This window comes from Streptomyces sp. CNS606, assembly GCF_000426325.1.
Genome location: NZ_AUFD01000017.1, coordinates 99,267 through 113,434 on the forward strand (window position 1 = coordinate 99,267; position 14,168 = coordinate 113,434).

The window sequence follows — 14,168 nt, forward strand, 5'->3', positions numbered from 1 at the left end:
GTGCGCGAGGGCCGCATACCCTCCGCCGGCCGCCGCGGGCCCGCACCGGTCACGGTGCGGGCCCGCCGCCGCGCGGACGGGACTGTTGAATCTGCGACAACTTCATTGTCCATCCGGCAACTTGAGCACCACGCGTGGCCCTACGAACCGGTACCGCCACGCAGAGCGAGGACATCGATCACGGTTCGTCCACAGGTTCCACTTCTGTTGCCTCCTCGCACTGCACCTGTGGCTGTTCACGGCATACGCTGGCCTCGACCCGCCCGGCGCTCTGCTCGCGCGCCGTGGTGCTCGCCCGACCAACGAGCCACACCACCGGTTCGCCATCCGAGCAGCAGGGGGCCGACTTGGGTACCAACATGATGTCAGTCTTCGGCATCTCCGCGGAGGAAGAAGAGATCTACCGGCACTTCCTCCGCCATCCCGGCACCCCCGCGGACGACCTCCACGTGAAGATGCACATCGACGCGCCCGTCGCGAAGCGGGCGCTCGAACGTCTCCGGGAGTTCGGCCTGGTGCGCGACAGCGGCGAGCGCCACGCGTACACCCCGACCAATCCCGACATCGCCATGGCCCGGCTGATGGACCGCCGCCTGCACGAACTCCACGAGGAGATCATGCGGGTGACACAGTCACGCTACGTCATCGATGCTCTACGCGCGGAGATGGGGTCGCGTACGCCCGCCCCGCAGGGAGTGGAGCAGCTCACCGACCTGGCGCAGATCCGCAGCCGCATCGACGACCTGGCGTTCTTCGCCCGCGAGGAGATCCTCTCGGTCGAGCCCTACACCGAACTCACCCCGGCCAACATCGACCACGCCCGGCCGCTGGACATGCGGTGCCTCAGACGCGGGGTGCGCATCCGGAACGTCGTGCTGCGCAAGGCGACCACCCACCCGCCGACCGTCGCCTACCTGCGGGAGCTGGCGCACAAGGGCGCCCAGATCCGCGTCGCCGACGACGCCTCCGAACGCATCCTGGTCTACGACCGCCGGGTCGCCCTGGTGCCCGTCGACCCCGGCGACACCTCGCGCGGGGCACTGCTGGCCCACGAGAGCGGCCTGGTGTGCAACATCATCGCGCTCTTCGAGAAGATCTGGGACCAGGCAGAGGACCTGCTCACCGCGATCAGCGAGCCGGACGGCACACCGACGCTCTCGGAGATGGAGCGCCGGGTGCTCGCCTCGATGGTGTCGGTCGGCAAGGACGAGGCGGGCGCGCGGGAGCTGGGGATCTCCGTACGCACCTACCGCCGGCATGTGGCCGACCTGATGCGGGTGCTGGGCGCGGCGAGCCGCGCCCAGGCGGCGCTGCTGGCCCGCGAACACGGCTGGGTCTGATCCCGGGCCCGCCGAGGCGGGCCCGGTCCTCCACGGGGGCGCGCGGCCGCGCGCCCCGGGTCAGGTCTCGGCGAACCAGCCGCGCATGGCCGGGTCCGCCATCACCTCCTCCACCTCGCTGCGGACGGCGTCACAGCCGTCGGTGCTGCCCAGCATCACGTGCAGCACCACACGGTCCCGTTCGACCTCCGGCAGGCAACTCCAGTGGGGCGGCAGCAGTCCCAGCAGCCGGACGACCGTGGTCTCGCCGCCGGGGGCACAGGGCTCCCGGCGCACCACCACGACGTCCATGTAGGCGCAGCTGAGGACCGTACTGCTGTCGGCCCTGGTCACACTCGTCATCGGCACGTTTCCCCCTCCGGAACGTCCAGAATCGCTTCGGCGCCGTCGCACATCGCCGCGATGCCCGTGGGCAGCGCGACACGCACGTCCGGCGCGAACTCCGGTGCGTGATTGGCCGGAACGCCGCGCGCTTCGCCACGCATGCCGTACGCACCGCCGGCATGCGCTCGCGCGGCGGCCCGCCATGTGCGGGCCCCGGTCACCCCCAGCATCCAGTACGCGGTCCGCACTCCGGCAGCACCGTGTACGTCCGCGCCCGCGGCCCCGAACCAGGCGAAGTCCTCGGCCGCGGTTCCAGCCTGCCACGGGAGTACCCGCTCCGTCCCCAACAGACGCGCATGGCCGCCCCGCAGGGCGGTCGTGAGGTCCGCGTCGGGTTGCAGGACGGGTGAACGCGCGGCGACGGCGAACTCGGGTTCGGCCTCGCAGCCGCCCGCAACGCACTCCCCCCGCACGATCCGTTCGACGGCCGCCTCCATCCGCGCCAGCGCACCCGGGGAGAAGGCGCGCAGGCCGACGGAGAGTTCGGCCGACTCGGGAACGACGTTGGCCCGTTCGCCCGCGTGCAGCGCGCCGACGGTCAGCACGGCCTGCTCGGCGGGCGCGGTCTCCCGCGACACCACGGTCTGCAGGCGCAGTACGGCCGCGGCGGCGGTGACCACCGGGTCGACGGTCAGCTGCGGCGCGCCCCCGTGCCCGCCGCGGCCGTGGATGCGGACGTCCAGCGCGGTGCTGCCCGCCAGCACCGGTCCGTCGCCGTGGGCGACCGTGCCCGCAGGCAGCGGCGCGGTGTGCTGGGCGAGCACGGCGTCGGGGACGCCGAAGCGCGCGTAGAGACCGTCCTCCAGCATGGCCCGGGCGCCGTCCAGGGTCTCCTCGGCCGGCTGGCCGACGACGAGCACGGTGCCGCGCCAGCGCTCCCGGCGGGCGGCGAGCATCGCCACGGCACCGTACAGCGCCGCGAGATGCAGGTCGTGGCCGCAGGCGTGCATCACTCCGGGCACCGAACTGGCGTAGGCGAGGCCGGTGTTCTCGGCGACGGGGAGCGCGTCCAGCTCGGCGCGCAGCAGCACGGTGGGGCCGGGCGGGCGGGCGTCCTCGTCCCCGTTCCCGTCACCGGAAGGTGCGGACGTCAGCACGCCGACGACGCCGTGGCCGCCCACACCCCGCGTCACCGTGCAGCCCGCGCGCTCCAGGGCGTCGGCGAACCGGGCCGCGGTGCGCGCCTCCGCACCGGACAGCTCGGGATGGGCGTGGAGGTCCAGGTACAGCTCCAGGGCGGCGCGCAGGACGTCGGAGGGCACGGCCGGACCGCGCGGGCCGGGGCCCGGGTCCGCGCCCGCCGGGTCCGCGACCGCCGCCGTGGCCATCAGCGCCTCCTTCGGGTACGCGTTCCGAGCGTGCTGCACGCGTGGCGCATATGCCGAGCAGTCCGCTGACACCGGTTGTCAGCGGTGTGACAGCGGAAGTCGTGCGGATCTGCCAGTGACGCCGGGTCCAATGGTTCCGACGCCGGGGCGCGCAGCCGGAACAGCCGGCCGCCGGCGCGACTTGAGGAGACACCATGGCTGAGAAGACGCAGCTCGCCACGCTCGCCGACGAGATCCTGGAGCTCGAGTCGGAGACCTTCGAGATCTCGGACTACTCCGACGCGGCCGAGGTCGTCCTGGCCGGTTCCACCTCCTGCTCGTCGACCTCGACCTGCTCCAGCACCACCAGCACCACCTCCTGCAGCGCCTGATCCGGTTCCCACCGGACTCGGGTATCTCAGGTACCCCAGCGGCCCGTTCCCGTACCGCCGTCTCCGGCGCGGGAACGGGCCGCTGCCGTGTGCGGCGGCGACGGGGAACGGGGCCTGCGGGCCGCTCTGCTGACGTTGCGGGTGCGGCACGGGAACTCCCCTCGGGGGTTACGGGAACGGGTGCGGTACGCGTTTGACGTCGGCTGCCGGAAGGTCGTCGGCCCGTCTGCCCGCCTGTCTGAGCCCGGTGAGCAGCCGGGGCGTCCGCAGCACCCGCTGCCGGTTCCAGCCGAAGTCGAGCGGCAGCAGTCCGGGAACGGTCGCGCAGACCGTGTGCAGGCCCATCCGCCGCTGCTCGGGCGCCGTCTGGTCCACCGCGATGACGTCGTGGCCGGCGCCGGCCAGCGCGTCGACGAGCAGGCGCAGGTCGTCGACGAGGTCGCCGGTGCGCGGCCGCTCGCGGTGCCAGTCCGCGAACAGCTCCGGGATGCCGCCGCGTCCGGCCGGTTCCAGGAACTCCCGCGAGTGGTGCGCCATACCCGGCAGACCGTGCAGCTGGGCGTGGTCCTTGAGGTGCAGGACGCGGCCGAAGTCGGCCGCCATCGCCTCCAGTTCCGCCTGCCGCTCGGTGACCTGGTACGGCAGGTGCGGGATGTAGGTGAGCACCTCGGAGAGCGCGGACTCGACGGCGTCCTCCGGGTCGAACCCGGCGGCCGCGCCGAAGGACAGCGTGCCCGGGCCGCCGTCCCGGCGCACCGCGAGCCCGGTGACCACGGGGACCGGCAGGTCCATGCGCGTGTCGTAGGCCCGCACGTCGTAGCCGTGCATGCCGGCCCGGTCCAGCAGCGACCGCACGGTGCGGCCGGTGCAGGAGCCGAGGTCGATCTCGGTGAGCGGGGTGCGGGTGTGCCAGGCCAGCAGGAACGCATCCCGCTCGATCAGCTCCAGCAGCGCGAACAGCATCGCCTCCACCGCACTGCCGCCGGTGGCGCAGCCGTTGGAGCACTCGAAGACGAAGTTGTCCGCCGCCACACCCGCGCTGTAGTGCACCAGCCGGGCCGGCACCAGGATCGGCCGGTCGTCGCGCAGCGAGTGGCCCCACAGCCAGGGGATCGCCCGGGCCGGGTCGAAGGGGCTGACCATGGGGTCGGTGGCGTAGGTCTCCGGGGCGTAGAAGCCGCACGCGGCGGGGTCCAGCACCGGCTCCCCGGCCGACCGGAGGGCGTCGAGGGAGGCGACGACGGGCTGTTCGGGACGACGGCGGTGGGTGCCGGCGTAGCGTTCCAGACCCTCCAGGTAGGTGAGCAGCCGGCTGGTGGTGTAGCGGCTGGCCTGACCGCTGAAGGTCACGTCGTTGAGCCCGGCGTAGCCGCGTACGAAGACGCTGCCCGCGACGGGGGCGGTGGTGGTCGAGGCCGGGTTGATCCAGGTGCCCGAGCCGAGGGCGCCGCAGACCGGGTTGGCCAGGGCGTCGCCGGGCAGGGGGAACGACTCCAGCGGCCGGACGCGGTAGCCGTCCGGGTCCGGCTTGGGCGCCGGGCCGAGCGGTATCCGGCCCGCCTCGGGGGTGTCCGGCACACGCTGCACGCAGTGCGGGCACAGCGGTTCGGGGAGCATCGGGAAGGTGGCCAGCGCGAGCGTGGCCAGGTCGACGCGGGTCACCCGCGGCAGCCCATCGGCGCCGGGGGACGCCGGTACGGCCCGGGGCGGCCGCAGCGCGGCCACCGGACCGGCCGCGGCCGGGTCCGACTCGTGCACCGGGCCGAACGCCGACGACCAGGCGGCACGTACGGCGTCCACCGCGAACGGAGTGAGCAGCGGCCAGTCCTCGGCGCCCTGCAGGGGCTGCCGGCCCTCCAGGGCCTCGCGTTCGGAGCGGCTGCGCAGCCGCTGCCAGCGCATGCCGAGGCACCGCCCGCAGCCGGTGGCCTCCGCCTCGCCGCCCCACGGTCCGATGAGCACGGCGCGGGCGGTCAGGTGCACGGTGGCGTGCGGCCGCACCGCGGCGTACGGGTCTCCGGCGGCGTCGCCGAGCACGTCCGCCGCGCCGAGCGGCACCACCAGCGGCTGCGGTCCGGCGTCGGCGGCGCAGGCGGGGAACTGCACGTAGCGGGGGTCGAGTTCGCGCTGCAGGTGGGCGCGCGCGGACTCCAGCGCGCGCGGCCCCGGGGAGGCGGCGGCGTCCGCGGGCGGCGGCACGGTGGGCGTCGTCGTCATGCGCGGTCGCTCCAGCGGAAGGTGCGCAGCGCGACCAGTCCGAAGAGGACGGTGAAGCCGGTGAGTCCGGCGCAGGCCAGCGCGACGTCTGCGGTGCTGCCGTCACCGAGCAGCGCGACGGACACGCCCTCGTTGAACCAGCGCAGCGGGAGGACGTGGGAGCCGGTCTGGATCCACTCCGGCATGGCGTCGATGGGGAAGAACGCGCCGGAAAGGAACGCCATCGGCACCATGATGCAGTTGGCGATCGCGGCGACGGCCTCCGGCGTCTTCCCGTACGTGCCGACGATGACGCCGAGCGCGAGGAACGCGGTCACGCCGAGGATCAGCATCGGGATCATCAGCAGCACCGACCCGTCGACCTCCAGGCCGAACGCGGGAAGCATCGCGACGCCGACGAACAGCACGGTCTGCGCCACGCCGACGGCGAGCGCCAGCACGTAGCGCGAGGCGAGCACGGTGGGCAGGCGGGTGGGCGTCATGCGGATGAGACGCAGCAGGTCGTCGCGCCGCCACTGCATGAGGACGAAGCCGATCCAGAACACGGCGGAGTTGGCGACGCCCCAGGAGAGCACGCCGGGAGCGATGTAGCTGATGTAGGGCTTGCCGCTCTGGTCGACGTCCTGGCCGGAGAAGATCAGGCCGAAGACGACGAGGAAGAGCAGCGGGAAGGCGAAGGAGAAGAAGAGGGTGGTCTTGTCGCGCGTGTAGGCCCGGTAGCCGGCCGTGGTCAGCGCCGCGTACGCACTCATGGGCGTTGCTCCGTGTCGGGAAGGGATGGGCGTGGGGGGTGTGTCGCCGTGGTGGGGTGCGGTCAGCGGTCGCCGGTCGCGGTGAGTTGCAGGTAGACGTCCTCCAGGCTGGCGGTGCGGGTGCGGACGCCCTGGAGCCCGGCGACCGCCTCGACGGCGCTGAGCAGGGGGCCGGCTTCGGTGGTCTCCAGTACCACCACGTCGCCGTCGACCTGCACGTCGAGCACGCCGGGCAGTTCGCGGGCGCGGGCCTCGGTGAGCCGGTCGGCGGGCACGAGCAGGCGGGTGTTGCCGCTGCCGGCGGCGACCAGCCGGGCGGGCGTGTCCAGTGCGGTGATGCGGCCGTTCACGATGATCGCGACGCGGTCGCACAGCGTCTCGGCCTCGTCGAGGTGGTGGGTGGTGTAGACGATCGTGCGCCCCTCGCCCTTGAGGTCGCGCAGCACCTGCCACAGGTCGCGGCGGGCCTGCGGGTCGAGGGCGGCGGTGGGCTCGTCGAGGAAGATCAGCTCCGGGTCGTGCACCAGCGCCGAGGCGATGGCCAGCCGCTGCCGCTGGCCGCCGGACAGGCCCTCCACCTGGGTGTCGCCCTGTTCGGTGAGGCCGACCATGGCGAGGGTGCGTTCGGCGGCGTCGCGGGCGACGCCGTACAGCGCGGCGACGGTCCGCAGGTGCTCGCGCGCGGTGAGGCGGACGAAGAAGGCCGACGCCTGGGTCTGCAGGCCGATGCGGGGCAGCAGCGCCAGATTGCGGGGCCAGGGCGACGTGCCGAGGACGCCGACGGTGCCGGAGTCGGCCTGCCGCAGCCCTTCCATGATCTCCACCAGCGTGGTCTTCCCCGCGCCGTTGGGGCCGAGCAGTCCGAGGAACTCGCCGCGGCGGACGGTGAGGGAGACGCCGTCGACGGCGCGGGTGTCGCCGTAGCGCTTGTGCACGTCGGTCAGTTCGACGGCGGGCTCCGGGCCGGTGCCTGCGGCGGCGGCCGTGCCGGGCCCGGTGTCCGCGGCGGCGGCCGTGCCGGGGGGTGGCGTGGGGGTGGTGGACACGTGGTTCTCCTTCAGGGGTGGAACAGCGAGGCGACGAGCAGGGCGGCGAGGACCGCCAGCCCGGCGACCACGGCGGTGGAGCCGAGCCCGTAGGCGGTGTAGACGGCACGGGCACGGCGCGGGTACCGCTTCGCCGCGGGGTCGCGGCGCAGGGCGAGGCGCAGGTAGTCGCGGCTGGAGGCGGCCAGGGCGGTGGCGCCGGCGGCCTGGCTCACCACCTTGTAGCCGTCCAGCGGCGGCAACGGGAGCAGCATGGCCAGCGCCTGGACGGTGCCGATCAGCAGCAGCCCGGCCAGCCCGTCGTGGGTGGCGTCGTCGACGGGGACGAACAGCCAGAGCGCGCAGAACGGCAGCAGGAACAGCAGGTTCGCCACCGCCCCGGCGACCGCGGTGAAGATCCGGTCCCGGCGGCGGGGCAGGAAGAGGTAGTTCTCCACGCTGCAGTACATGATCGGGAACGGTTTCCAGCGCAGCCCGATCTCCCCGACGGTGCCGCCGAAGCGCACGGCGACCACGCCGTGCGCCAGTTCGTGCAGGGCCGTGGACAGCCACATCAGCAGCGCGGCGCCGGTGATGAGCACCGGGTTCGCGAACGTGGCGGCGGTCCCTTCGAGCACCTCGTCCGCGCGGAGCACCAGCGTCGTCTCCATGGCGAGCACGGCGACGAGCAGCGGCAGCAGGCAGAGGGGGTGCAGCAGGAAGCCGACCGCGCGGTGCAGCCTACGGGCGGTGGCGTCGGCGTCGGCGACCATGCGCAGCGTGCCGGTGGACGGCTTCGCCTCCTCCTCCGGCGGGTCGGCGGCGGGGCCGCCCACGAGCAGGCCGCGGCTGCCGAGCAGGGTGAGCAGCTGGGTCCAGTTGCCGTCTCCGAGCCGCCGCCCGAACGCCTCCGCGTACCCGCGCCCCAGCTCGGCCAGGGTGCGGGTGCCGTCCATCCGGGAGAGCAGGTGGTGCTCCCGCGGGCCGAGTTCGAACGACCGGCCGTCTTCGGTGTTCTTCACCAGGTGGACGAAGCGGGCGCCGCGCAGCACGGCGTCGCCGAGCAGCACCCCGGGCCGCAGCTGCGGGCGGTACTCCGCGGCGGCTCCCTGCCGCGCGGCGCCCGGCCGCGGGTGCGGGTGCGGGCCCGGCGCCGCCTCCGGCGCCGGGCCGCCCCCGGTCCGCTCGGCGGGCGCGGTCACGTCGCGCCTCCGGGGCCGTCCTCCCGCAGCACGCGGTGCAGCACGTGGGAGAGGTAGGCCTCGTCCCGGATGGTCACGTGCAGCCGGTTGTTCGTCATGTGCATGTACGGGGAGAGGAGGACCTTCAGGGCACCGTCCGGGTCGGTGATGCGCTTCTCGCGGGCTCCCTTGTCGAAGCCGAAGACCAGTGCGCCGTCGGCCGCCAGTTCCCGCACCCGGTCACGCAGTTCGCGGCAGTGTGCGGCCCAGCCGGCGAGGAAGTCGGGCAGCTTCTCGTCCTCCCCGGCGGCGAGCGCCGAACGGATCGCGCCGAACATGCGGGACAACGACGGCGCCGTGGCCGCGTAGTTGTTCTCGTACTCCTTGTCCCCGATGAATCCCGTGCCGGGGAACGCCTTGTGCCAGAAGTGGTAGTAGTCGCCCAGGAAGTCCGCCAGGTCCTCCTCGTCGGGCAGGAAACAGGCGGCCATCACCATCATCAGCTGCGCCGACGTGCCCAGCAGCACGGTGCGCAGGTGCAGGTTCTTGGTGCGGAAGGCGTCCAGGACCAGTTCGCTGGAGTACCGGAAGTGCCACTCGGCCAGCTCGATCCCGGCCGGGCCGCCGTACTTGGCGTACTCCGGGGCGTACGGCATGGCGTGCCGCGAGTTGTTGGGCCGCAGGTTCATCCGGCCCTCGTCGTCGGTGTACGGGCTGCGTTCGGCGTCCGGGAACTCGATGTCGAACAGCGCGTTGTAGAACTCGTTGAGGAAACCGGTGTCCACCTCGTACAGCGCCGGGCGCTCGGCGAGGAAGGTGTCGATCGCCTCCTCGGTGCGGCGCCGCACCTCCGGCTCCGCCTCGGGCGAGGACGGCCGCACCCGCAGCCGCACGTGCGGGCCCTCCAGCCAGTAGTTGATGAAGAACCAGTTGGCGAGCAGCCCGTCGGCGTCCAGTTCCCGCACCAGCGGGCGGACGCACTGGAGCAGGAGCGGGCGGGGGTTGGCGGCGTAGAAGACGTGGGTGGCCTGCCAGGCTCCCCGCTGCTCCCCGCCGGACGCGGCCCTCGCGGCGGCGTCCGTACCGGCGGGGGCTGCGGTGCCGGAGGCGGTCACTTCGGCGTTCACGTGCGGGTCCTTCCCTCGGGGGCGGGCGCGGTCTCCAGGGCCATCTCGGCGACGTGCCGGCCGCGTCCGGAGACGGTGTGCAGGTCGTCCTCGTCGGGCAGCGCCTCGCGGAACACCACGCGCGCCTCCGCCGTGCGCAGCAGCGCCTCGAAGGCGGTCAGCGAGAGGTGGCTGTCGAAGTCGACGTACTGCGGCTTGGCGCTGGTCGCGCCGCGCCCGCCGCCGTCCGAGACGGTGGCGAACACCCGGTCGGGCAGGCGGTGCCGGCGGCGCCAGCGGTGCCAGCCGAGGTACCAGTCGGCGTCGGCGTCGCCGGGTCCGCGCAGCGGCAGCGCCGAGGCGGGCGCGCTCCAGCTGCGCCGGCTGAGCACCACGCTGCCGTGCCGCACGCGCGGGCGCGTGGTCACCCCCTCGTCCGGCTCGCCCGGCGGGACGCCGCCCCAGACGTCGAGGCGGGTCATGGAGGTCGGGGAGAGCAGCAGCAGGGTGCGCGGGATCTCCGGGAGCGCCAGCGGGACCAGGTAGCCGAGGTAGACGGGGATCACCTCGCGGTCCAGGCGGGTGGAGCGCAGGACCAGCCGGTCGGCGTCGGCGTCGTGGACGATGTACAGGTCGTCCAGGTGCAGCCGGTACTCCTCGGGCACGCCGCCGGTCTCGCCGGGGCACACGACCTCGTAGTCCAGCAGCCGGTCGTGCAGGTTGAGGTTGCTGGTCACCGGGCCGCCGGTGATCTCGGCGAAGACCGCGCCGTCGGGCGCGAGCCGCCGGGTCTCCTCGCGCAGCCGGTCCGCGAGCCCGTCGAAGCAGTGCGTGAAGCGGCTGAACGGGAACGACAGGCCGCCGTAGGAACGGTTGAGGACGACGAGCGGGTCGCCGGACCGCTCGGCGAGCTGCACGTGGTGGCTGAGCGGCGCGAACGCCGGGGCCACGCCGTCCAGTCCGCCGGCGACGGCGTCGAGGAGGCCGGCGCCGATCTCCACCTCGGCGACGCCCGAACCGGCCGCTGACGCGCCGCTGCGCTCCCACAGGTCGCGCATGCCGTCGAAGAAGGTCTGCCGGGCGGTGTCGAGCGCCTTGATGCGGGGCAGCCCGAGCCAGTTCTCCTCCGGCACGTACCGGCCTTCGGCGTCGAACGTGCTGCGCTTGGCGGTGAAGGAGATGTACTGGTCGAAGAAGTCCTCGTGGAAGTCGTGGACCAGCTTGAGCAGGTCGTCGCACCGCCCGCCCTGGCCGAAGCGGGCGGTGAAGAAGCCCTGGAACGTCAGGCGTTGCGGCAGCGTCACGTCGAAGGCGGGCAGCGCGCGCTCCACCTCCCGCAGCGGCTCCCCGGTGATTCGGCTCCAGGCGGCCAGGTCGCAGCCGGACCGCGTGACGGGGGCGGCGTCCTCGTAGAGCACGGTCTGCGGGACGCGCGGCTCCCCGGCGCCGAGCCCGCGCTGGATCGCGGCCAGCGAGTCCCGCAGTTCGGCGAGCAGCGTCCGACGGCGCTCCGGAGCGGCCCCGGCGAACTCGTCGATGCGGGCGAGCGGTCCGGCCAGGTCGTCGGCGAGGCTGTCCGCCCAGTCGCGGTCCAGGTCGCGCAGGGAGGCCTGGAAGGCGCGCAGCGGGTCGGTGTCGTGCACGCCGATGCGCAGGCAGGGCACCTGGAGCATGCCCAGGTCGAGGAGGGCGGCCAGGTAGCGGTCCACGTCCTCGGCGGTGGCGTCCGGCTCCTCGTCCGCGAGCATGCCGCCGAGTTCGCCGTAGCGGATCTCCGGGCGGCGCTCGAAGAAGGCCAGCATCCTCTCCAGCGCGCCGCTGCGGCGGAGGAAGAACAGCCGGTCCTTGACGCTGTCGAAGGTGACGGCGGTGTCGTCGTCGCCGGTGGTCACCCAGCGGCGGACGTAGCGGACGCGGTCCTCGTCGTGGCCCCAGCCGGAGGCGAGCGTCACGGGCAGCCCGTCGCGGCGTTCGGGGTCGTCGAGCACGGTCTGCGCCACGCGGCCGAGGGCGACGACGTTGAGCCGGGTGTGGCTGGTCCACACGTCGTCCACCCGGATCTGCAGCGGGTCCGCCCCGTCCGCCGCGTCCCGGGGGCCGTCGGTGAACTCGCCCAGCGCGAGGCCGGTGAAGGTGGAGAACGGGCTGGTCTTGCAGGCGGTGCGGTAGAGGTAGGCGAGGAGGGAGCGCTCGATCTTCCGGTGGCGTTTCTCCGCGCCCTTGTCGCGGCTGCCGTCCGCGCGGACGGGCGGACCGGCGGCGTAGCCGTCGACCTGGGCGTCCAGGGAGGGCGAGGCGAGCAGCAGGCCTCCGGCCAGGCGGCGTTCGCCGGCCAGGGCCCGCAGTTCCGTGCGGGTGCGGTCGAGTTCACCGGCCAGCACCTCGGCGCCGTCCGCCGTACGGGCGGCCAGGTGGCGGCGGTCGGCCAGCCAGGCGGTCAGCTTCTCGGCCACGCGCGCGTCCAGTCCGGCGACGAGCGCGACGGCCGCCTCCGGGTCGTGCGGCAGGCGGTTGTTGAAGAGTTCGCGGCGCAGCTTCAGCAGCCGGCGCCGCACGCCGCCGTCGTCGCAGCCGCCCACCAGATCGTGCAGCAGGTCGCCGACGGCCTCCCCGGCCGCGCGGGACCGCGTCGAGGCGTCCAGCACCTCGTCGGCCCACTGGCGGCTCCCGGGGCAGCGCAACCGCTGCACGGTCTCCACGGGCAGGCCGGCGACCCGGAGCACGAACGGGCGGTGGAACAGCTCACCGGTCACGCCGGTCTCCTCCTGGTTCGGTTCCCGGGTCGCTTCCCGGGTCTGAGCGGTGGACATGCGGCCGTCACGCGATCTCGAAGTGGAAGGCGGCGGGTTCGGGCCGTTCGTGGCCGATCATCATGATCAGCAGCGGCGCCTCGTCGGTGCCGGCCAGGCCGAGTTCGTCGGTGTAGGAGATGTTGTCGAAACCGAGCGCCACTTCGCAGCCGAGGTCCAGCGCGGCGGCCGCGGTGTAGACGGCCTGGGAGACGGCGCCGACCGCGGCACCGACCAACCGGTAGCCGCGGTCGCCGACCGCGTCCAGCACGGCGTGCGTACGGACGGTGGGCACCAGCACGGCGCCGGCCTGCTCCAGGTTGTAGTTGGACAGGAAGTAGTTCTCCTGGAGGAAGGAGCCGGGCTTCCCCTCGCGCACCGGCCGCAGCCCGCCGGCCTCCGGGTCGTACAGGTAGCTGCCGGGCGCGACGTCCTCGACGTGGTTGACGAAGACGAAGGTGCGGGCCAGCCGGACCGGCGAACCGCCGCCGGTGCCACCGGAGTAGTCGCCGCCGAGGCGGCCCCCTGCGTCGGCCGCCGCGAGGGTGGCGGCGAGCTGGTCGGCGGTCACCGGACGCCGGGCGTCGAACCGGCCGAAGCTGCTGCGGCGGCGGCGCAGCGCGGTCCGCACGTCGACCCCGAGGGGGCGGGGCGCGGGCAGCGGCCGCAAAGGGGCGGAGGCGTCGGGGGCGTGCGCCGCCGCGGACTCCAGCGCGCCGGGCGCGGGTCGGTCCTCCGCGCGCCCCAGCGTGGCTTCGTGCATCGCGCGGACGTCGTCGAAGGCCAGCAGGCGACGGGACTTCTCGACGTCCCGGTGGCGTACGGCGGCCGGTGCCGGAGCGACGCGAGGCCGCCCCTGCGGCGCGGCAGCGGCGCCGGTGTCCGCGTCGGAGTCCTCGGTGCGCCGCCAGCGCAGCGGCACCACCGCGAACACGCCCTCCGCGTCGCCCTCGACGCCCAGCAGCCGCGCCAGCCGCTCCTCGTCGAACCACAGCAGCGGCTCCACCTCCAGGCCGCGGGCCCGCGCCCAGATGCGCCACGTCTGCACCAGCGCACCGAGGTCCATGGACACCACGTGGAAGCAGAAGTTGTTGTACTTGAACGCGTTCTGCCAGTACTTCACGCCCAGCACGAGGTAGTGGTCGGCGTCCGCGCCCGGGGCGCCGTCGCTGCCGAGCGCGGCGCGCACCTCGCCGGTCACGTCCCCGGTGAGCAGGCGGTGCATCGCGTGGTGCCGGGTGGAGTAGTAGTGCAGTCCGGGCGTCACCGGGCCGCTCGTGCCGGAGATCCAGTGGATGCTCACCGGGTACAGGCCGCCGCCGGAGGCGGAGCCGCGCGACCAGTTGGCCAGCGGGTAGAACGGCAGCGCGTTCAGGTCGGTGTTGGCCTGCACCGCCAGCCGCCGCCCGGTCAGCCCGTAGGAGTCCCGCAGCATGCCGGACAGCGCGTCCAGGTCGAACCCGCCGTCCGAACCGCCCGGTTGCCCCGCCGCCAGGCCCCGGTCGACGTGCGCGTCCGCCGGGTAGCCGCCGTCGGGCAGCGGCAGCCGGTCCACGCCGGGGTAGTGCTTGCCCTTGCGCGGGCCGTCCGCCCAGTCGGGCACGAAGTCCGCGGGGTCCATCGGGACCCGGCCACGATGGAGGATCGCGGTGGCGTAGTCATGGGCGAGACCCAC

General features: G+C 73.8%; 11 protein-coding genes. 2 read left to right on the forward strand and 9 right to left on the reverse strand.

Features of this window, described 5'->3' with window-relative positions:
- Positions 1–362: 362 nt before the first annotated feature.
- Entirely contained in the window at positions 363–1,340 is a 978-nt protein-coding gene (locus K304_RS0113905) for a helix-turn-helix transcriptional regulator (protein WP_037790409.1), read from the forward strand.
- Between the two features lie 60 nt (positions 1,341–1,400).
- Here the strand turns inward: K304_RS0113905 and K304_RS0113910 are convergent, their stop codons facing one another.
- Positions 1,401–1,682, reverse strand: coding sequence for a hypothetical protein (locus K304_RS0113910; protein WP_051308435.1), 282 nt, complete (start codon positions 1,680–1,682; stop codon positions 1,401–1,403).
- Complete coding sequence (locus tag K304_RS0113915; RefSeq protein ID WP_078529061.1) at positions 1,679–3,052, reverse strand: amidohydrolase; 1,374 nt, start codon at positions 3,050–3,052, stop codon at positions 1,679–1,681. Before K304_RS0113915 ends, K304_RS0113910 begins: the two co-directional genes overlap by 4 nt.
- A 194-nt stretch (positions 3,053–3,246) precedes the next feature.
- Between K304_RS0113915 and K304_RS0113920 the strand changes: the two genes are divergently transcribed.
- Positions 3,247–3,423, forward strand: a complete 177-nt coding sequence (locus K304_RS0113920; RefSeq protein WP_023529351.1) for a thiazolylpeptide-type bacteriocin — start codon at positions 3,247–3,249, stop codon at positions 3,421–3,423.
- 168 nt (positions 3,424–3,591) lie between these two features.
- Here the strand turns inward: K304_RS0113920 and K304_RS0113925 are convergent, their stop codons facing one another.
- The 7 genes from K304_RS0113925 to K304_RS0113955 form a co-directional block, all read right to left on the reverse strand.
- Positions 3,592–5,640, reverse strand: a complete 2,049-nt coding sequence (locus K304_RS0113925; RefSeq protein WP_027764244.1) for a TOMM precursor leader peptide-binding protein — start codon at positions 5,638–5,640, stop codon at positions 3,592–3,594.
- Positions 5,637–6,392: an ABC transporter permease gene (locus tag K304_RS0113930; RefSeq protein WP_027764245.1), complete on the reverse strand. Its 756-nt coding sequence runs from the start codon at positions 6,390–6,392 to the stop codon at positions 5,637–5,639. Before K304_RS0113930 ends, K304_RS0113925 begins: the two co-directional genes overlap by 4 nt.
- Before the next feature lie 62 nt (positions 6,393–6,454).
- Positions 6,455–7,336, reverse strand: a complete 882-nt coding sequence (locus K304_RS0113935; RefSeq protein WP_037790413.1) for an ABC transporter ATP-binding protein — start codon at positions 7,334–7,336, stop codon at positions 6,455–6,457.
- A gap of 113 nt (positions 7,337–7,449) precedes the next feature.
- On the reverse strand, positions 7,450–8,499 hold the full coding sequence (locus K304_RS28965; RefSeq protein WP_051308443.1) for a M50 family metallopeptidase: 1,050 nt from the start codon (positions 8,497–8,499) through the stop codon (positions 7,450–7,452).
- Positions 8,500–8,615: 116 nt separating this feature from the next.
- On the reverse strand, positions 8,616–9,725 hold the full coding sequence (locus K304_RS0113945) for a lantibiotic dehydratase C-terminal domain-containing protein (RefSeq protein WP_486591656.1): 1,110 nt from the start codon (positions 9,723–9,725) through the stop codon (positions 8,616–8,618).
- Positions 9,722–12,514 carry a lantibiotic dehydratase gene (locus tag K304_RS0113950; RefSeq protein ID WP_078529065.1) on the reverse strand — a complete coding sequence of 931 codons (2,793 nt, stop codon included), beginning with the start codon at positions 12,512–12,514 and terminating at the stop codon, positions 9,722–9,724. The genes K304_RS0113945 and K304_RS0113950 overlap by 4 nt, the downstream gene beginning before the upstream one ends.
- A 7-nt stretch (positions 12,515–12,521) precedes the next feature.
- On the reverse strand, positions 12,522–14,168 hold the full coding sequence (locus K304_RS0113955; protein ID WP_027764248.1) for a nitroreductase family protein: 1,647 nt from the start codon (positions 14,166–14,168) through the stop codon (positions 12,522–12,524).

Bases quoted from the DNA above. Each gene is read 5' to 3' on its own strand.
- K304_RS0113905 (WP_037790409.1), top strand. From the start codon at position 363: ATGTCAGTCTTCGGCATCTCCGCGGAGGAAGAAGAGATCTACCGGCAC.
- K304_RS0113910 (WP_051308435.1), bottom strand. From the start codon at position 1,682: ATGACGAGTGTGACCAGGGCCGACAGCAGTACGGTCCTCAGCTGCGCC.
- K304_RS0113915 (WP_078529061.1), bottom strand. From the start codon at position 3,052: ATGGCCACGGCGGCGGTCGCGGACCCGGCGGGCGCGGACCCGGGCCCC.
- K304_RS0113920 (WP_023529351.1), top strand. From the start codon at position 3,247: ATGGCTGAGAAGACGCAGCTCGCCACGCTCGCCGACGAGATCCTGGAG.
- K304_RS0113925 (WP_027764244.1), bottom strand. From the start codon at position 5,640: ATGACGACGACGCCCACCGTGCCGCCGCCCGCGGACGCCGCCGCCTCC.
- K304_RS0113930 (WP_027764245.1), bottom strand. From the start codon at position 6,392: ATGAGTGCGTACGCGGCGCTGACCACGGCCGGCTACCGGGCCTACACG.
- K304_RS0113950 (WP_078529065.1), bottom strand. From the start codon at position 12,514: ATGTCCACCGCTCAGACCCGGGAAGCGACCCGGGAACCGAACCAGGAG.